Below are 18,129 nucleotides of genomic sequence, written 5' to 3'. Positions count from 1 at the left end.
GGAACCGTCATGACGCCCGCACAGATCGAATCCTATGTCGATGCCACATCGGCCGCGCTGGGACTGCGCTTGCGGCCCGACCATCGTCCCGGCGTCGTGCGTTTTTTCGGGCTGGCCGCGGAGTTCGCCGCGCTCGTTGAAGCGGTCCCGCTCAGCCCGCATGACGAGCCCGCGGTGAACTTCACGTCGGTCACGCCACGGGAGAAGGAGGCATGAGCGTCGATGCGTTGCTCCTGAAGGACGCGTCGACCATGGCTGCCGCCGTGCAGTCCAAGGCTGTCAGCGCCGTGGCGCTCGTGCAGGCCAGCCTCGATCGCATCGAGGCGACGAACGCCCGCGTGAATGCCTTCACCGACGTGGTTCGCGAACGCGCGCTGCGGCGGGCGGCCCAGATCGATGCCTCGCTGTTCTCGGACAGGGGCGCGCGCACCCGCGAGTTGCCGCTGCTCGGCGTGCCCTTCGCGGTGAAGAACCTCTTCGACATCGCCGGCCTGCCGACGCTGGCCGGCTCGAAGATCGAGCGAGAGAGCCCTCCGGCGCGCAGCGACGCTGAGCTGGTCCGTCGGCTCGAGAACGCGGGCGCGGTGCTGGTCGGCGCGCTCAACATGGACGAGTACGCCTACGGCTTCACCACCGAGAACAGCCACGTCGGCGCGGCGCACAACCCTCACGATCTGTCGCGCATCGCCGGCGGCTCGTCGGGTGGCTCGGGCGCCGCGGTGGCGGCGGGGCAGGTGCCGTTGACGCTGGGTTCGGACACCAACGGATCGATCCGCGTGCCGGCCTCGCTGTGCGGCGTGTTCGGCTTGAAGCCGACCTTTGGCCGCCTGCCTCGCACGGGGAGCTATCCCTTCGTGTCGAGCCTCGATCACCTGGGCCCCTTCGCGCGCTCGGTCCGCGATCTGGCGCTGGCCTACGACCTGATGCAGGGGCCGGAAACCGCCGGCCCGCACGATCCCGGCTGCGCGCAGCGCGCGGTCGAGCCGGCGACCCCCGCCATAGGGCGCGGCCTGCAAGGCCTGCGCATCGGCGTGCTCGGCGGCTACTTCCGCGAGCGCGCCCAACCCGAGGCGCTGACCGCCGTCGATGCCGTCGCGCAGGCCTTGGGCGCGAGCCAGACGGTCGAGTTGCCGATGGTGGAAGCCGGGCGTGCTGCCGCCTTCCTCATCACCAATTCCGAAGGCGCGGCGCTGCACCTGCCCGACCTGCGCACTCGCGCCCACGACTTCGAGCCCTTGTCGCGCGATCGCTTTCTCGCTGGTGCGCTGCTTCCGGCCGCCTGGATCGCGCGCGCGCAACGCGTGCGGCGTCTCTACGCGGAGCAGGTCGCACGGCTGTTCGAGCGCTACGACGTGCTGCTCGCCGCCGCCACGCCTTGTGCGGCGACACCCATTGGCGCCGAGTGGTTCGAGATCAACGGCCAGCGCCTTCCGGTGCGCCCCAGCATGGGCGTGCTGACCCAACCCATCTCGTGCATCGGCCTGCCGGTCTGTGCCGTGCCCGTGTGGGGCGCTCACCCGGACCTGCCGATTGGCGTGCAGGTCATCGCGGCGCCATGGCGCGAAGACATCGTGCTGCGCGTTGCCGCCGCACTCGAATCGGCCGGCGTGGCGCTAGCGCCCGTGGCGGCACTCTGACAAGGGAAACGATGAACACCCCCATCAACCTGCCCGAGGTGCTGGCCGAAGTGACAGCCGCCTTCGAGCGCTACGAAGACGCGCTGGTCCACAACAAGGTCGAGATCCTCGACGAACTGTTCTGGAACAGCCCGCACACGCTGCGCTACGGCGCCACCGAGAACCTGTACGGCTACCCGGAGATCCAGGCCTTCCGCGCAGCGCGACCTTCGCAGGGCTTGGCGCGCGAGATCCTGCGCACCGTCATCACCACCTACGGCCACGACTTCGCTACCGCCAACGTCGAATTCCGCCGCGAGGGAAGCACAAAGACGGGGCGCCAGAGCCAGACATGGATGCGCACCGCCCAAGGCTGGCGCGTCGTGGCGGCGCATGTGAGCCTGATGGGCTGATTTCGGCGCCCAAACCGGCTGTTTGCGCTGGTACGGTTTATGCACACCGTCTTGTATCCAAGACAGGACTACCCGGCCCTCCGACCCCTCCCCCATCTTCAGGAGCAATCAGCATGAGCCAGTTCAATCGTCGCGATTCCCTCAAGTCCCTCGCAGCACTGGCCTCCGCCACCACGCTGGGCGGGTGGAGTGCCCTCGCCAACGCGCAGAAGCCGCTGACGGTCGGCGTGATCTACGTCGGCCCGCGCGACGACTACGGCTACAACCAGGCGCATGCGCAGGCGGCGGCCGAACTCAAGAAGATGCCCGGCCTCAAGGTGGTCGAGGAAGAGAACGTGCCCGAGACCGCGGCCGTGCAGAAGACCATGACCGGGATGATTGCGCAGGACGGCGCGTCCCTGCTCTTCCCCACATCCTTCGGCTACTTCGATCCCCACATCCTGGCCGTGGCGCCGAAGAACCCTGACGTGCGCTTCTCGCATTGCGGCGGTCTCTGGACCGAAGGCAAGCATCCCAAGAACGTCGGCAGCTTCTTCGGCTACATCGACGAATGCCAGTTTCTCAACGGCGTGATCGCCGGCCACATGACGAAGAGCAACAAGATCGCCTTCGTCGCCGCCAAGCCGATTCCACAGGTGCTGCGCAACATCAACGCCTTCACGATGGGCGCGCGCTCGGTCAAGCCCGGCATCACCTGCAGCGTGATCTTCACCGGCGACTGGTCGATGGCCGTCAAGGAAGCCGAGGCCACCAACAGCCTCGCCGACCAGGGCTGCGACGTGTTCACGATGCACGTCGACGGCCCCAAGGTGATCGTCGAGACGGCCGCCAAGCGCGGCAAGATGGTGTGCGGCTACCACGCGAGCCAAGCCAAGCTGGCGCCCAACGCGTACCTCACCGGTGCCGAGTGGAACTGGCTCACGGCCTACAAGACCGTCGTCGAGGCAGCGCAGACCGGCAAGCCGCATCCCAACTTCCTGCGCGGGGGATTGAAGGAGGGCTACGTGAAGATGTCGCCCTACGGCCCGATGGTCACCGACGCGGCGAAGAAGAACGCCGACGACATCAAGGCCAAGATGCTCGCCGGCACCTTCGACATCTTCAGCGGACCGCTGAAGGACAACAAGGGTGCGGTCGTCATCGCGGGCGGCAAGACGCTCAAGCAGACGGACCTGGAGTTGGAAAAGATGAACTATCTCGTCGAAGGTGTTGTCGGCTCCATCGGATAAGCATCCCCGCACTGCGAGCCGACGATGCGCAACGCGTTGAAAGAAATCGCACTGCCGGTATTCGCCATCGCGGCGGCGCTGCTCCTGTTCGGCGTGTTCGTGTGGTTTGCAGGCGTGAGTCCGGTGGAGGTGTGGATCATCCTGTTCAAGGGAGCTTTCGGCGACTGGTTCTCGTGGCAGAACACGCTGCAGCGGGCGGCGCCGTTGATGCTCACCGCGCTCTGTGTCGCGATCCCTGCGCGTGCGGGTCTGGTGATCATCGGCGGCGAGGGCGCGGTCGTGCTGGGCGGACTCGCCTGCGCGGCCCTGCCCTACCTGCTGCCGCTCCCGGCCAACATCGTGGGCACCGTGGCGCTTTGCATTGCGGGCGCTATTGCCGGCGCCGCGTGGATCGCCCTGGCGGGCTGGCTGCGCCAATACCGCGGCATCAACGAAACCATCAGCAGCCTGTTGCTCGCGTACGTCGCGATCGGCCTCTTCAAGCACGTGGTCGAAGGTGTGCTGCGTGATCCGGCGAGCCTCAACAAGCCTGCGACGCGCTCGCTCGCGGATGGGTTGTCCATCGGCGGTATCGGCGGTTCCGATGTGCACTGGGGGCTGGCGATCGGCGTGGTCGCGTGCCTGGTCTCGGGGCTCTGGCTGCGGGCCACCGCGTCGGGCTTCTCCGTTCGCGTGGTCGGCGGCAATCCCCGCACCGCTCAGTTGGTGGGCTTGCCGGCCAACCGGCTGATCCTCGCAGCCTGCGGGCTGGGCGGCGCCTGCGCTGGCGTGGCCGGCGCGGTGGAAGTGGCGGCGGTGCATACCAACGCCAATGCGTCGCTGATCGCGGGCTATGGCTATGCGGGCATCCTGGTGTCCTTCATCGCGCGTCACAACCCGGTGGCCGTGATTCCCGTCGCGATCCTGTTCGGCGGCTTCGGCGCCGCGGGCAGCCTGCTGCAAAGGCGGCTCGGCCTTCCCGACGCGTCGGTGCTGGTGCTCCAGGGCATGGCCTTCGTGCTGATCCTGGCGAGCGAAGGCCTGCGCATGATCGACTGGAAGGCATTGTTGAAAAATCGCGCGCCGCACATCGCGCCCACTGCGCCTCTGGCGAAGGAGGCCGCGCAATGACCGCCGACCAATGGATCGCGCTCGTCGCCGGCATCGTCGGCGGCGCATTGCGCGTCGGCGCGCCCTTCCTCTTCGTGAGCCTCGGCGAGTGCCTGACCGAGAAATCGGGCCGCATCAACCTCGGCCTCGAAGGGGTGCTCGTGCTGTCAGCGATGGCTTCGTTCGGTGGTGCATGGCTGACCGATTCCGCTTGGCTCGGCGTGTTGATCGGTGGCGTGGTTGGCGCGATGCTCGCCTTGCTGCACGGTCTGCTGTGTTCGCTCGACCGCGTCAATGACGTCGCGACGGGCATCGCGCTGATGCTGTTCGGCACGGGGCTCGCTTTCTATCTGGGCAAGCCGCTGATCCAGCCGCAGGCGCCGCAGCTGCCGTCCATTCCGCTGGGCAACTGGAGCGACAACCCGGTGATCCGCTCGGCGCTGCAGGTGAATTCTCTGGTGCCCATCGGCATCGTCCTTGCGGTGCTCCTGTGGTGGGGATTTGCGCACACGCGCGCAGGGCTCCTCGTGCGCATGGCGGGCGATTCGGCGAACGCGACGCGCGCGCTCGGCTACTCGGTCGCCGGCCTGCGCATCGCGGCGACCACCGCGGGCGGCTTCATCGCGGGGCTGGGCGGCGCATCGCTCACGCTGTTCTATCCGGGAAGCTGGAACGAGGGCATCTCCAGCGGGCAGGGCCTGATCGCGGTGGCGCTCGTGATCTTCGCGCGCTGGAGCCCGCTGCGTTGCATCGGCGCGGCGCTGCTCTTCGGAGGGGCGGGCGCGATCGGACCGGCGTTGCAATCGATCGGCGTCGGCTGGGGTTACCACCTCTTCAACACGGTGCCCTATGTGCTCACGCTGGTCATCCTCGTGCTGACCTGCAAGCCGGGCAGCGTGGCCGTCGGAAGCCCCGGCGAGCTGTCTTCCACGCGTTGAACCGTCGCCCCATGAGTCCCTCCGCCACGCCACCCGATCTCTTCGTTGCCGCGGACCCGTATCCGTGGCCCTACAACGGCGCGCTCCGGCCCGACAACACAGCGCTGATCGTGATCGACATGCAGACGGACTTCTGCGGCAAGGGCGGCTATGTCGACGTGATGGGCTATGACCTCTCGCTGGTGCAAGCGCCGATCGAGCCGATTGCTCGCGTGTTGGCGCGGTTGAGGCCGCTGGGATTCCACATCATCCACACGCGCGAGGGGCATCGACCCGATCTCGCCGACCTGCCGGCCAACAAGCGCTGGCGTTCGCGTCAGATCGGCGCCGAGGGCGTGGGCATCGGCGACGCGGGGCCGTGCGGGCGCATCCTGGTGCGCGGCGAGCCGGGGTGGGACATCATCCCGGCGCTGGCGCCGCTCGATGGCGAGGTGATCATCGACAAGCCGGGCAAGGGCTCCTTCTATGCGACGGATCTCGAACTCGTGCTGCGCACGCGCGGCATCGAGAACCTGATCCTCGCCGGCATCACGACCGACGTGTGCGTGCACACGACGATGCGCGACGCCAATGACCGCGGCTTCGAGTGCCTGCTGCTGTCGGACTGCACGGCGGCCACCGACCACGGCAACCATCTGGCGGCGCTCAAGATGATCACCATGCAGGGCGGTGTGTTCGGCGCGCATGCGCCTTCGGGCGCCTTGCTCGACGCGCTGTCGGCGTTTTAGAACGGAGAGCCTCCGCATCATGATCGCGCCCGTCGACCCGCTGCCCCCCACCACCGGCGCGCTGGCGCTGGACACCTACGAGCTGACCAAGCGCTTCGGCAGCTTCACGGCGATGGACCGGGTGACGATGCATGTCGAGCCCGGCACCGTGCATGCCTTGCTCGGCGAGAACGGCGCGGGCAAGAGCACGCTGGTGAAGTGCGTGGCGGGTTTCCAGCGGGCCGAGGAGGGGAGCATCCTCATCGACGGCCGGGAGCAGGACATCGCAAACCCGATCGTCGCGCGCGCGCTCGGCATCGGCATGGTCTATCAGCACTTCACGTTGGCGCCGGGCATGACGGTGGCGGAGAACCTGTTGCTGGCGGGCGGCAAGACGCCGGCCGTGATCGACTGGAAGTCCACGCGTGCCGAGCTCAAGGCGTTCCTCGCGACCACGCCCTTCAGCCTGGACCTCGACATGCGGCCCTCCGAGTTGGCGGCGGGCGAGAAGCAGAAGCTGGAGTTGCTGAAGCAGCTCTACCTCAAGCCGCGCCTGCTGATCCTGGACGAGCCGACCTCGGTGCTGACACCGCAGGAAGCCGACGAGGTGCTGGGCCATGTGCGCGAGTTCGCGCGAAGCGGCCTGTGCACGGTGCTGATCATCACGCACAAGTTTCGCGAGGTGATGTCGTATGCCGACAGCGTGACGGTGTTGCGTCGTGGCAAGGCGGTGCACCACTGCAAGGTGTCCGAGACGAATCCTGCGAGGCTCGCGGCGGCGATGATGGGCGAGGGCGAAGCGCCGCCGCCTGAAGGCGACACGGCAGCGCCGATCGGGCGTGCGCTGCATTCGATGAGCGACACAGCTGTGGATGCGCCCGTTGCATTGCGGGTCGAAGGGTTGCAGGCGCAGGGCGATCGGGGGACGTTGGCGGTGCACGACCTGAGCCTCAGCGTGCGGTCGGGCGAGATCCTGGGCGTAGCGGGTGTCTCGGGCAATGGCCAGCGCGAGCTGGTGGAAGCGTTGGTGGGTCAGCGGCCCAGGCTCGCAGGGAAGGTATCGGTGATGGGCGAGCCCTACGCCGCCCGCCGCGAAGAGAACCGGCGCCTGAAGGTACGAAGCCTCCCCGAGGAGCCATTGCGCAACGCCTGCGTCGGCGATCTGAGCGTGGCGGAGAACATGGCGCTGCGTGATTTCGATCAGCCGCCGTTGGCCTGGAAGGCACTCGGTGCCGGGGTGCTCAACTTTCCGTTGTGGCGCAGCAGGGCGCGCGAGTGGATTGCCGAGTATGGGGTCAAGACGCAGGGGGAGGGGGCGCCGATTCGATCGCTTTCTGGGGGTAACGTGCAGCGAGCAGTGTTGGCGCGAGAACTGGCGGGGGACATCAATGTGCTGATCGCGGCGAATCCCGTGTTCGGACTGGACTTCGCGGCAGTCGCGGAGATTCACAGCCGCATCGTGCAGGTGCGGGCGCGTGGCGGGGCTGTCCTGCTGATCAGCGAAGACCTCGATGAACTGCTCGAGATGGCGGATCGAATCGTCGTCATGAGCGAAGGACGCGTGGTGTTCGAGACCGCCGCGGCCACGGCCGAAAGACATGTACTGGGAGCTCACATGGGGGGTGGGGATCACTCTGCGGTGGCTTCATGATGCAAATAGACGCCAACCCCTTCGCCTACGAATTCGATCTGGCCAAGACAGCGCTGGTCCTCATCGACATGCAGAGGGATTTCATAGAACCGGGCGGATTCGGCGAAACCCTGGGCAACGATGTCTCGCTGCTCGAAGCCATCGTGCCAGCGACGAAGAAGACGCTCGAAGCCTGGCGCGAAGCAGGCGGCCTGGTGGTGCACACGCGCGAGGCACACAAGCCAGATCTTTCGGACTGCCCACCGGCGAAGCGCAATCGCGGCAGCCCGACCTTGCGCATCGGTGACGAAGGTCCGATGGGGCGCATCCTCGTGATGGGAGAACCGGGCAACCAGATCATCGACGCCCTCGCGCCCATCGAAGGCGAGATCGTCGTCGACAAGCCCGGCAAGGGCGCGTTCTACGCCACCGGCTTGCACGAGATGCTGAAGCGGCGCGGCATCACCCATCTGCTGTTCGGCGGCGTGACCACCGAGGTCTGCGTGCAGACCAGCATGCGCGAAGCCAATGACCGCGGCTACGACTGCCTGCTGCTGGAAGACTGCACCGAGAGCTACTTTCCCGCCTTCAAGGCAGCAGCCGTCGAGATGATCCGCGCCCAGGGCGCCATCGTCGGCTGGACGGCACCGAGCGCCGCGCTGTTGGATGCGCTCGGCAAGCACTAACATCCCCACGTGTCCTCTGTCCGATCTCCTGCCGCTCCCGCCGAGCCCGTGGCTCCAGATCCCGCGTTTCGTACGCGAGCCGATCAGGTCTATGCCCAGCTCAAGCGCGACGTGGCCGAATTCAGCCTCGTCCCCGGCGATCGCTTTACCGAGAACGAAATCAGCGAACGGCTCGGTGTCTCGCGCACGCCGGTGCGGCAGGCGCTGTTCAGGCTGCAACAGGAAGGGTTCGTCGAAGTGCTGTTTCGCAGCGGCTGGCGCGTGCTGCCCTTCGACTTCGACCAGTTCGAGCAGCTCTACGACCTGCGGATGGTGCTGGAGACCACGGCCGTGCATCGGCTTTGCGAAAGTGACCATCGCGTCGATCGCAGCCTGGTCGAGGCGCTGGCCGGCATCTGGCTCGTGCCGGCGGCGCAGCGCAGTTCGGACACCGTGCAGGTGGCGCAGTGGGACGAGGCTTTTCACTGCGCGCTCGTTGCCGCCGCAGGAAACGCCGAGATGGCGCGTGTGCACCGCGACGTGACCGACCGCATCCGCATCATTCGCCGGTTGGACTTCACCAAGCAGCCGCGCATCGACGCCACCTACGACGAGCACGCCAAGATCCTGAAGGCGATCCGCGCGAATCGGGGCGATCAGGCCGCGATGCTGCTGCGCGCGCACATCGAGACCAGCCAGTCCGAAGTGCGCAAGATCACGCTGCACCAGGTGCACATGGCGCGGCATGCGGGCCGCCCGCCGCCGCCCGGGCGCTGAATCAGTCCGCGGTGATGCCGCCGCGCTGAACCACGTCGGACCAACGCCGGCCGTCCTTCTGGATCAGCGCGCCGAATTCCTCGGGTGTCGACGCGGACGGCACCATGCCTTGCGCCTCGAAAGCGGTCGCGACTTCGGGCAGCTTCAGGATCGCGCCGATCTCCCTGTTGAGGCGGGCGACCACGGCGGGCGATGTTCCCTTGGGCGCGAGCACGCCGTACCACATGTCGACGTTGCCTCCCTGGATGCCGGCCTCGGCCAGCGTCGGCACGTTGGGCAACTGAGGCAGGCGCTTGTCGCTGCCGGTCGCGATCGCCCTCAGCTTGCCGGCCTGGATGTGCTGCAGCGCGACGTGCACTGGCAGGAACATGTAGTCGATGCGCCCGCCCAGCAGGTCCGTGACCGCGCCGGCCGTGCCCTTGTAAGGCACGTGCAGCATCTCGGTGCCGGTGTTCTGCATGAGCAAGGCCATCGAAAGATGGTGAGGCGTTCCGACGCCGGGCGTCGCATAGGTCAGCTTGCCGGGCTCCGCCTTCGCGGCCGCCACCATCTGGGCCACCGAAGTGGTCTTCTGCACGTTGGGATTGGTCACCAGCAACAGCGTGCCCCAGGAAGTGAGCGACACAGGCGTGAAGTCGGCGACGGGGTCGTAGGCGAGCGACTTGTAGAGGCTCTTGTTCATCACCAGCGTGTTGACCTGCACCATGAGCGTGTAGCCGTCGGGTTTGGCGCGCGCCACCTTCTCGCTGCCGATGTTGCCGCTGGCGCCGGGCACGTTGTCGACGATCACAGGCTGGCCGAGCGCGGCGGGCAAGCGCACGGACAGCTGGCGCGCGATCAGGTCGATGCCCGTTCCGGGGGTGTAGGGCACCACCAGCGTGATCGGCTGGTCGGGCCAGGCATGCGCAGCCACGGCGCTGACGGCCATCGCGAGGGTGGCGAGGATCTTCTGCAATGGGCGCATCGGGGTCTCCGTGTCGTTCTGAATGTCGTGTCTCAAAGGTAGGAAGGGCGAGACTTCAAAGCCGCCGGCTCGTAGCCCGCCACCCGCTTGTAGTTGTCGGAAATGGCTTGCAGTTCCTGCTGCGTCACGAAATCTTCCAGCCGGTCGAAGCGTTGCCCGCCGGAGCGCTCGAACACCTCGCGCAGGATCGCGTCGGGTGGATTGCTGCGGTTGGTGAGCACGACGTTGGTGGTCGCTTTCACGCGCACGCGGTCGTAGTCTTCCAGCGCTGCGTTGCCGACGCCCAGCTTGTGCAGCGCACCCGCGAGATAGCGCGCGTCGATGACCGCCTGCCCGGCGCCGTTCGAGCCGCGCGGCACCATCGGATGCGCAGCGTCGCCCAGCAGCGTGAGCCGGCCGTGGGTCCACTTCGGCAGCGGGTCCTGGTCGACCATCGGGTATTCGAGAATCGAGTCGGACGAGCGGATCAGCGCCGGCACGTCGAGCCAGTCGAAGTGCCAGTCCTCGAAGGCCGGGAGAAAGTCTTCGAGCCGACCGGCGCGGCTCCAGTCCTGGAGTGCCGGCTGCGGTGCGTGGATCTCGGCGACCCAGTTGACGAGCTGGTTGCCTTCGTCGTCCACGTTGTCGCGGATCGGGTAGATCACCATCTTGCCCTGGTCGAGCCAGCCCGCGCGCACCATGCTCGCACCCGAGAGAAAAGGCTTGTGCTTTGCTGTGCCGCGCCACATGTTGACGCCCGAGTAGCGCGGCGCGCCTTCGTTCGGATAGAACTGCTTGCGCAGCACCGAATGGATGCCGTCGCAGCCTACGGCCACCGAACCGCGCACGCTGGGCAAGGGCGAGGCGTCCGGCGCGGTGAAGCGCGCGGTGACGCCGGTGTCGTCCTGGTCCACGCCGGCACAGCGATGGCCGCAGACCACGGCATCCGCGCCGAGTCGCTCGCGCGTCGCTTCGAGCAGCGCGGTGTGAAGGTCGCCGCGATGGATGGAGTACTGGGGCCAGTCGTAGCCCGCGGCGATGCCGGCGGCTTCGCGAAACACCAACTGGCCATGCGAATTGAAGAACACGGCCTCCTGGGTGCGCACGCCCACCGAATCGAGCGCGGGCATCAGGCCCAGTTCGCTCAGTTCGCGCACCGCATGCGGCAGCAGGTTGATGCCCACGCCGAGGGGCTTCAGTTCGGGCACTGCGTCGTAGACCCGGCACGCGATGCCGGCCTGATGCAGGCTCAATGCCAGGGTCAGTCCGCCGATGCCGGCGCCCAGCACGATGACTTCAGTTTGCTTGCTCATGTCTTGTTTCCGCTTTTCCTGATTCAAGGAAAAGCGGATTAGACAGAGTCGTCGATCATTTGGGAAGTTTAGATATCGTATGGATCTATCATGAAGTCGTATGAATCTATCCGTCCGCCAGATGCGTGCGTTCCTGCACGTCGCCCGCGTCGGCAACTTCACTCGCGCGGCCGAGCTGGCGCACATGACGCAGGCCGGCCTGAGCACGCTGGTGCGCGAGATGGAGCGCCAGCTGGGCTGCCGCCTCTTTGATCGCACCACGCGCATGGTCAGTCTCACGGCGGCGGGGCGGCGGCTGCTGCCGGTGGTCGAAAGAGTCGTGACGGATCTGGACGACGTCACCGCGCAGCTCGGCGTCGAAGGTGACGCGGCGCGCCAGACACTGCGCATCGCCGCCACGCCACTGGTGTCATCCCACCTCCTGCCGCAGGTCTTCCATCGGTTCCGTGAAAGCCACCCGTCGGTCAGCCTGAAGCTGTTCGACGCCGACCTGCGTGACGTCGAGGCGATGGTCACGAGCGGTGAGGCGGACATGGGGCTGGGCTTTTTCTTCAAGGGCGCGCCGGGACTGGATCGAGCGCCGGTCGGGCGCTTCCACTTGATGCGGGTGGCCGCGGCGGAGTCGGAGCAGGCCTCGCTCGTCACGGGCACCGCGCCCTGGTCGGCGCTGCGCTCCGCCGAGCTGATCGGGCTGCCGCAGAGCAATCCGATCCAGAAGGTCATCGACGTGCACCTGGGCGCAATCGGTCGGGCCGACGCGCAACGGCAGGCCTTCAACTTCTTCGGCACGCTGATCTCGATGGTCGAGTCGGGATTCGGCACCGCCGTGATGCCGACCTTCGCCCTGGCGGCCTGCCGGCGGCACCGCGTGCGCACCGACGTGCTGGTCAAGCCGAAGGTGGAGCTGGATTTCTATCGCATCACCAAGCGAGGCGCGCACGAGAGCGAGGCCATGCGCTCGTTCAGCGACACCCTGGTGAAGGCGCTGCCCGCTCTGTCGCGCTAGCGAACGAGGATGGGCGCGGCGCGCTTCACAGCGTGAAGTCGTAGTCCACCGTGATCGGTGCGTGGTCGCTGAACTTGATGGTCTTGAAGATCGATTCGTGGCGCGCGAGCTTGCCGAGCTTCGGCGTCGCCAGGTGGTAGTCCAGCCGCCACCCCACGTTCTTGGCGTAGGCCTGGCCGCGATTGCTCCACCAGGTGTAGGCCTCGTCGGTGGTGTCGGGCTTGAGCATGCGGTAGACGTCGACCAGGCCGGCGCCCGCCGCGCCGGCGTCGAGCAGGTTCGTCATCCAGGCGCGTTCCTCGGGCAGGAAGCCGCTGTTCTTTTGGTTGCCGCGCCAGTTCTTCAGGTCGATCTCCTTGTGGGCGATGTTGATGTCGCCGCACAGAATGAAGTCGCGCTCGCGCTTCAACGCGATCAGGTGGGGGAAGAAGCCCTTCAGGAAACGGAACTTGGCCGCCTGCCGCTCTTCGCCGGAGGACCCGCTCGGGAAATAGCAGCTGATGATCGACAGCTTGCGTTTCGGCGTGTCGAAGCGCAGTTCGAGGTAGCGGCCTTCGGCGTCGAACTCGCGATCTCCCCAGCCGACGACCACGTCGCTGGGCGCATGCTTCGAATAGATGGCGGTTCCCGCGTAGCCCTTTTTTTCTGCGAAATGAAAGTGGCCCTTGAGCCCCGCCATCTCCTCGAAGCGGCCTTCGATGTCGCTCGCCTGGACGCGGATCTCCTGCATGCAAATACAATCCGGCGCCAGTTCGGCGACCCAGTCGGCGACACCTTTGGTGGCAGCCGATCGAAGGCCGTTGAGGTTGAGGCTGGTCAGTTTGAACACAAGGACATTCCCTATGGCTGAAGAGATTGGAGAAGGCGGCGCGCTCGCACAGGAGTTCGTGCAGTTCGCGCTGGAGTCGGGGGTGCTGCGTTTCGGCCAGTTCAAGACCAAGGCCGGTCGCATGAGCCCCTATTTTTTCAACGCGGGCCTGTTCGACGATGGCGCCAAGATCGCGCGGCTCGCGGGATTCTATGCAGACCGGTTGCTTGCCAGCGGCCTGGAGTTCGACATGATCTTCGGGCCGGCCTACAAGGGCATTCCGTTGGGCGCCACGGTCGCGGCCGAACTTGCGCGCCGGGGGCGCAACGTGCCCTTTGCGTACAACCGCAAGGAAGCCAAGGATCACGGCGAGGGCGGCACGCTGGTCGGCGCACCGCTCGAGGGGCGTGTGCTGATCGTCGACGACGTGATGTCGGCCGGCACCGCGGTGCGCGAATCGATCGCCGCCATCCGTGGCGCCGGCGCCACGCCGCATGCCGTCGCCATCGCGCTGGATCGCCAGGAGAAAGCGACCGAAAACGGCGTGGATGTGGACCACAGCGCTGTGCAATACGTCCGCGACCAGCTCGGCCTCCAAGTAATTGCCATCGCAACGCTTGACGACTTGTTACAGTACCTCTCAGGCCGCGCGGATGATGAACTGGGCGCCCACCGCCAGGGAGTGCTGGCGTACAGGGCCCGGTACGGCGCAGGCTGATGCAACCTGTCTGAAGGATTGACATTGGCGAGAACCCAAGCACTGTATGCATCTCTGGCGCTCTCGCTGGCTGCGGCCGGTGCGGTGCACGCACAACCTCAGGCCGGCGCTCGTCCTGCGACCGGCGACGCGGGGTCGGGTCCCAGCATCTACAGCTGCACCGACGCGAAGGGCCGCACGATCACCGCGGACCGGCCGATCCCTGATTGCATCGACCGCGAGCAGCGCGAACTGAATCCGAGCGGCACCACGCGGCGCAAGCTCGAGCCCACCTACACGGCGCGCGAACAGGCCGAGCGGGAGGAGCGCGAGCGCCAGGCGCAACTGCTGGCCGCCCGCCAGTTGGAGGAGCGGCGGCGCGAACGCGCGCTGCTGATCCGCTACCCGACGCCCATGGCGCACGACCGGGAACGCGCAGAAGCGCTGGTCCAGATCGACGCGGTGATCCAGGCCGCCAAGAAGCGACTGGGCGAGCTCGCCGACGAGCGCAAGCGAATCGACGATGAACTGGAGTTCTACAAGAAGGACCCGAGCAAGGCGCCCGATTCGATCCGCCGCAAGGTCGAGGACAACGCGCGCAGTGTGGCGGTCCAGAATCGTTTCATCGGCGAACAGGAAGACGAGAAGAAGCGCGTGAACGTTCGCTTCGACGAGGAGCAGGCGCGGCTCAAGCCCCTGTGGGCGGCGAAATAGGCTCGCCCCCAGGCTTGCCCACTTCGTGTGGCCGCCCACCCCCTGCCGGGGGCAACACCTGCGGCCCGGCTGAGCCGGATCCGCGGTGTTCCGCGAAAGGGCCGCGCTTTGCGGGCCCTTGTAGGGTTCAGCCTAGCTTGGCTTTGAGGAGGGCGTTGACTTGGGCGGGGTTGGCCTTGCCTTGGCTGGCTTTCATGACCTGGCCGACCAGGGCGTTGAAGGCCTTGTCCTTGCCGGCGCGGTATTCGTCGATGTTCTTCTGGTTGGTGGCCAGGACGCCGTCGATGATCTTCTCCAGGGCGCCGCTGTCGCTCATCTGCTTGAGGCCCTTGGCTTCGATGACGGCGTCGACGTCCTGGCTTTCGCCAGTCCAGAGGGTGTCGAAGACCGTGCGTGCGGCGTTGTTCGAGATGGTGTCGTCGCTGATGCGCTGGATCAGCTTGGCAAGCTGTGCCGCGGTGACCGGCGCATCGGTGATGGCGATGTCCTGCTGATTGAGGCGTCGGGCGATCTCGCCGGTGATCCAGTTGCTGGCCAGCTTGGGCGCGGCGCCCGCGCTCACGGCGGCGTCGAAATAGCTGGCGAGAGCCGGGCTCTGCGTGAGCTGCGTGGCGTCGTATTCCGAGAGGCCGTGCTGCTGCACGTAGCGCTCGGCCATCGCGCGCGGCAGCTCGGGCATCTCGGCGCGCACGCGCTCGATCCACTCGGCGGCGATCGCCAGCGGCGGCAGGTCGGGGTCGGGGAAGTAGCGGTAGTCGGCCGCGTCTTCCTTGGTGCGCATGGCGCGGGTCTCGCCGGTGTCGGGGTCGAACAGCACCGTGGCCTGCTGGATCTGGCGGCCTTCCTCGATCTCCTCGATCTGCCAGCGGATCTCGTAGTCGATCGCCTGCTGCATGAACTTGAAGCTGTTGAGGTTCTTGATCTCGCGGCGGGTGCCCAGCGGCGAGCCGGGCTTGCGCACCGACACGTTGGCGTCGCAGCGGAAGCTGCCTTCCTGCATGTTGCCGTCGCAGATGCCGATCCAGGTCACGATCTTGTGCAATTCGCGCGCATAGGCCACGGCCTCGGCGGTGGAGCGCATGTCGGGCTCGGTCACGATCTCCAGCAGGGGCGTGCCGGCGCGGTTCAGGTCGATGCCCGACTGGCCGATGAAGTCCTCGTGCAGCGACTTGCCCGCGTCTTCCTCCAAGTGCGCGCGCACCAGGCGCACGGTCTTCTTCTCGTCGCCCAGGAAGAAGCTCACCGAGCCGCCCTGGACGACGGGAATCTCGAACTGGCTGATCTGGTAGCCCTTGGGCAGGTCGGGGTAGAAGTAGTTCTTGCGCGCGAACACGCTGCGCGGCGCGATGTGCGAGCCGAGCGCGAGGCCGAGGCGGATGGCGCGTTCGACGGCGCCCTTGTTCATGACCGGCAAGGTGCCCGGCAATGCCAGGTCGACCGCGCAGGCCTGGGTGTTCGGTTCGGCGCCGAAGGCGGTGGACGCGCGGCTGAAGATCTTCGACGCGGTGGAAAGCTGCGCGTGGGTCTCGAAGCCGATGATGACTTCGTAGCCGCGCACCAGCGGGCCGGTCGGACGTCCGCTCTGCGCGGCTTCGAAAGTGTTGATTTCGCTCATGTCAGTTCTTCGCCATCAATAGCCGGCCGGCACACGCTGGTGCCAGTCGGTGGCTTGCTGGAAGCGGTGCGCGGCATTGAGCAGCCGGGCTTCGTCCAGGTAGTTGCCGATGAGTTGCACGCCGACGGGCATGCCGCCGTCGAAGCCTGCAGGCACGCTCATGCCGGGGAGGCCGGCGAGAGAGGCGGGCAGCGTGAAGATGTCGGCGAGGTAGTCGGCGACCGGGTCGCCGCCGTGCTCGCCGAGCTTCCATGCCACCGTGGGCGCGGCCGGGCCGGCGATGACATCGCACTGCCTGAAGGCCTGCTGGAAGTCGTCCGCGATCATGCGGCGCACCTTTTGCGCTTGCAGGTAGTAGGCGTCGTAGTAGCCGTGGGAAAGCACGTAGGTGCCGATCATGATGCGGCGCTTGACCTCGTCGCCGAAGCCTTCCTCCCGCGTCTGCGCGTACATGTCGGCGAGATCGCGGTAGTTGCTGGCGCGATGCCCGAACTTGACGCCGTCGAATCGGCTCAGGTTGCTCGATGCCTCGGCGGCGGCCAGGATGTAGTAGACGGGAATCGACAGTTCGGTGCGCGGCAGCGTGATCTCGACGCGGCGTGCGCCGAGCTTTTCGTACTCGGCCAACGCCGTGTCGACCACCGCGCGCACGCCCGGTGCGACGCCGTCGCCGAGGAACTCCTTGGGCACGCCGATGCGAAGGCCTTCCAGCGAATCGCCGAGGCGGCGCGAGAAGTCTTCCGCCGGCTTGTCCAGCGAAGTCGAATCGCGGTCCGGATCGGGCCCGCACATCGCGGAGAGCAGCAGGGCGCAATCCTCGGCCGACCGGGCCATGGGGCCAGCCTGGTCGAGGCTCGACGCGAAAGCCACCATGCCGTAGCGCGAGGCGCGACCGTAGGTCGGCTTGATGCCGGTCACGCCGCAGAACGACGCCGGCTGGCGGATCGAGCCGCCGGTGTCGGTGCCGGTCGCGGCCGGCGCCAGGCGCGCCGCGACGACGGCCGCGCTGCCGCCCGATGAACCGCCGGGAATGCGCGCCCGGTCCCAGGGGTTGCGCACAGGCACCGCGCTGTCGAAGCCGAGGGCGGGCACGGCGACGTTCTCGTTGGCCGAACCCATCGCGAATTCGTCGCAACTCAGCTTGCCGAGCGTCACGGCGCCGGCTTCGGCGAGGCGGCGCACAACGGTCGCGTCGAAGGGTGAGCGGTAGCCCGCCAGGATGCGCGAACCGGCCGTGGTCGGCAGATCGGCGGTGACGAAGATGTCCTTGTGCGCGATCGGCACGCCGGCCAGCGCCGGCGCATTGCCGGCAGCGATCCGCGCGTCGGCCGCGCGGGCTTGGGTCAGCGTCAATTCTTCGTCGAGCGCCACGAAAGTGCCAAGATCCTGATGCTTCCGGATGCGGGTGAGATGGTGCTGCGCGGCCTCGACCGCCGAGACCTTGCGCTCGCGCAGGGCCTTTGTGAGCTCCGCCACGCCCATCTGATGCAGTTCGGCGCTCATTCGATCACCTTCGGGACGAGGAACAGGCCGTTTTCGACCGCCGGCGCGCTGCGCTGGTTGGCCTCGCGGTTGTTCGGTTCGGTGACGACGTCTTCGGCGAGGCGAAGCGTCACGTCGTCGACCGTGGCGACCGGATGCGCGAGCGGCTCGACGCCCGCGGTGTCGACCGCCCGCATCTGCTCGACCAGGTCAAAGAAGCCGTTGATCTGGCCCAGCATGCGCTCGCTTTCGTCGGGAGCTAGCTGGAGCCGGGCAAGCGAGGCGATGCGCGCGATATCGGAAGAAGTGAGGGACATCGGAAAAAGAGGCTGGCGGCCGTGAAAACATGGGCACTCGGAACCCGCAAAAAGGGCGCCAAAACGTTGGAGTGCCAGGGGATTCGGGTATTATCCCGCCTTTGCCGCAACCCCCGCGAACGCGGCGGCATTTGCCGCAAAAACGATTCAAACCACCCCGTCAAACGACC

General features: G+C 67.0%; 19 protein-coding genes. 13 read left to right on the top strand and 6 right to left on the bottom strand.

Translation table 11 applies throughout. The features are described from left to right. The first annotated feature begins 9 nt into the window (after positions 1-9). The 10 genes from QTI24_RS28025 (at position 10) to QTI24_RS27980 (ending at position 9,064) form a co-directional block, all read left to right on the top strand. On the top strand, positions 10-216 hold the full coding sequence (locus QTI24_RS28025; RefSeq protein WP_286604912.1) for a DUF4089 domain-containing protein: 207 nt from the start codon (positions 10-12) through the stop codon (positions 214-216). Next, positions 213-1,637 (top strand): AtzE family amidohydrolase, encoded by a 1,425-nt coding sequence (locus QTI24_RS28020; protein ID WP_286604910.1) that lies wholly within the window; start codon positions 213-215, stop codon positions 1,635-1,637. The genes QTI24_RS28025 and QTI24_RS28020 overlap by 4 nt, the downstream gene beginning before the upstream one ends. Before the next feature lie 11 nt (positions 1,638-1,648). Then, complete coding sequence (gene hpxZ / locus QTI24_RS28015) at positions 1,649-2,029, top strand: oxalurate catabolism protein HpxZ (protein WP_286604908.1); 381 nt, start codon at positions 1,649-1,651, stop codon at positions 2,027-2,029. A gap of 113 nt (positions 2,030-2,142) precedes the next feature. Next, the gene (locus tag QTI24_RS28010; protein WP_286604906.1) at positions 2,143-3,258 is read left to right on the top strand and encodes a BMP family ABC transporter substrate-binding protein; all 1,116 of its coding nucleotides are present in this window, start codon (positions 2,143-2,145) and stop codon (positions 3,256-3,258) included. Positions 3,259-3,282: 24 nt separating this feature from the next. Further along, positions 3,283-4,368, top strand: a complete 1,086-nt coding sequence (locus QTI24_RS28005; protein WP_286604905.1) for an ABC transporter permease — start codon at positions 3,283-3,285, stop codon at positions 4,366-4,368. Next, positions 4,365-5,285: an ABC transporter permease gene (locus tag QTI24_RS28000; protein ID WP_286604904.1), complete on the top strand. Its 921-nt coding sequence runs from the start codon at positions 4,365-4,367 to the stop codon at positions 5,283-5,285. The genes QTI24_RS28005 and QTI24_RS28000 overlap by 4 nt, the downstream gene beginning before the upstream one ends. An 11-nt stretch (positions 5,286-5,296) precedes the next feature. Next, positions 5,297-6,013 carry a biuret amidohydrolase gene (gene biuH, locus QTI24_RS27995; RefSeq protein ID WP_286604903.1) on the top strand — a complete coding sequence of 239 codons (717 nt, stop codon included), beginning with the start codon at positions 5,297-5,299 and terminating at the stop codon, positions 6,011-6,013. Positions 6,014-6,032: 19 nt separating this feature from the next. After that, positions 6,033-7,643 (top strand): ABC transporter ATP-binding protein, encoded by a 1,611-nt coding sequence (locus QTI24_RS27990; RefSeq protein ID WP_286604902.1) that lies wholly within the window; start codon positions 6,033-6,035, stop codon positions 7,641-7,643. Further along, complete coding sequence (locus QTI24_RS27985) at positions 7,643-8,308, top strand: cysteine hydrolase family protein (protein WP_286605000.1); 666 nt, start codon at positions 7,643-7,645, stop codon at positions 8,306-8,308. Before QTI24_RS27990 ends, QTI24_RS27985 begins: the two co-directional genes overlap by 1 nt. Before the next feature lie 48 nt (positions 8,309-8,356). Beyond that, a complete protein-coding gene (locus tag QTI24_RS27980; protein ID WP_286604900.1) occupies positions 8,357-9,064 on the top strand; it encodes a GntR family transcriptional regulator in 708 nt (235 codons plus the stop codon). A gap of 1 nt (position 9,065) precedes the next feature. Here QTI24_RS27980 and QTI24_RS27975 read toward each other — a convergent pair whose 3' ends face one another. Then, the gene (locus QTI24_RS27975) at positions 9,066-10,028 is read right to left on the bottom strand and encodes a tripartite tricarboxylate transporter substrate binding protein (protein ID WP_286604899.1); all 963 of its coding nucleotides are present in this window, start codon (positions 10,026-10,028) and stop codon (positions 9,066-9,068) included. 32 nt (positions 10,029-10,060) lie between these two features. Continuing rightward, positions 10,061-11,320, bottom strand: coding sequence for a flavin-dependent oxidoreductase (locus tag QTI24_RS27970; RefSeq protein ID WP_286604897.1), 1,260 nt, complete (start codon positions 11,318-11,320; stop codon positions 10,061-10,063). Positions 11,321-11,420: 100 nt separating this feature from the next. On the opposite strand from QTI24_RS27970, the gene QTI24_RS27965 reads away from it, so the two are divergent. Continuing rightward, the gene (locus tag QTI24_RS27965) at positions 11,421-12,326 is read left to right on the top strand and encodes a LysR family transcriptional regulator (protein WP_286604896.1); all 906 of its coding nucleotides are present in this window, start codon (positions 11,421-11,423) and stop codon (positions 12,324-12,326) included. 25 nt (positions 12,327-12,351) lie between these two features. Here QTI24_RS27965 and QTI24_RS27960 read toward each other — a convergent pair whose 3' ends face one another. After that, on the bottom strand, positions 12,352-13,155 hold the full coding sequence (locus QTI24_RS27960; RefSeq protein ID WP_286604894.1) for an exodeoxyribonuclease III: 804 nt from the start codon (positions 13,153-13,155) through the stop codon (positions 12,352-12,354). Positions 13,156-13,168: 13 nt separating this feature from the next. Between QTI24_RS27960 and pyrE the strand changes: the two genes are divergently transcribed. Both pyrE and QTI24_RS27950 read left to right on the top strand, forming a co-directional pair. Next, entirely contained in the window at positions 13,169-13,852 is a 684-nt protein-coding gene (pyrE, locus tag QTI24_RS27955) for an orotate phosphoribosyltransferase (protein ID WP_286604892.1), read from the top strand. 24 nt (positions 13,853-13,876) lie between these two features. Continuing rightward, on the top strand, positions 13,877-14,545 hold the full coding sequence (locus QTI24_RS27950) for a DUF4124 domain-containing protein (RefSeq protein ID WP_286604890.1): 669 nt from the start codon (positions 13,877-13,879) through the stop codon (positions 14,543-14,545). A gap of 127 nt (positions 14,546-14,672) precedes the next feature. Here the strand turns inward: QTI24_RS27950 and gatB are convergent, their stop codons facing one another. Genes gatB through gatC form a run of 3 tightly spaced genes read right to left on the bottom strand, consistent with a single transcriptional unit; the run spans position 14,673 to position 17,959 of the window. Next, on the bottom strand, positions 14,673-16,160 hold the full coding sequence (gatB, locus tag QTI24_RS27945) for an Asp-tRNA(Asn)/Glu-tRNA(Gln) amidotransferase subunit GatB (protein WP_286604888.1): 1,488 nt from the start codon (positions 16,158-16,160) through the stop codon (positions 14,673-14,675). A gap of 15 nt (positions 16,161-16,175) precedes the next feature. Continuing rightward, positions 16,176-17,663, bottom strand: coding sequence for an Asp-tRNA(Asn)/Glu-tRNA(Gln) amidotransferase subunit GatA (gatA, locus tag QTI24_RS27940; RefSeq protein ID WP_286604886.1), 1,488 nt, complete (start codon positions 17,661-17,663; stop codon positions 16,176-16,178). Then, positions 17,660-17,959, bottom strand: a complete 300-nt coding sequence (gene gatC / locus QTI24_RS27935; RefSeq protein WP_286604884.1) for an Asp-tRNA(Asn)/Glu-tRNA(Gln) amidotransferase subunit GatC — start codon at positions 17,957-17,959, stop codon at positions 17,660-17,662. Before gatC ends, gatA begins: the two co-directional genes overlap by 4 nt. Positions 17,960-18,129 lie beyond the last annotated feature (170 nt).

The sequence above is a fragment of the Variovorax sp. J22P240 genome (genome assembly GCF_030316855.1).
GTDB lineage: Bacteria > Pseudomonadota > Gammaproteobacteria > Burkholderiales > Burkholderiaceae_C > Variovorax.
This window is presented reverse-complemented; position numbering and strand designations above follow the sequence as displayed.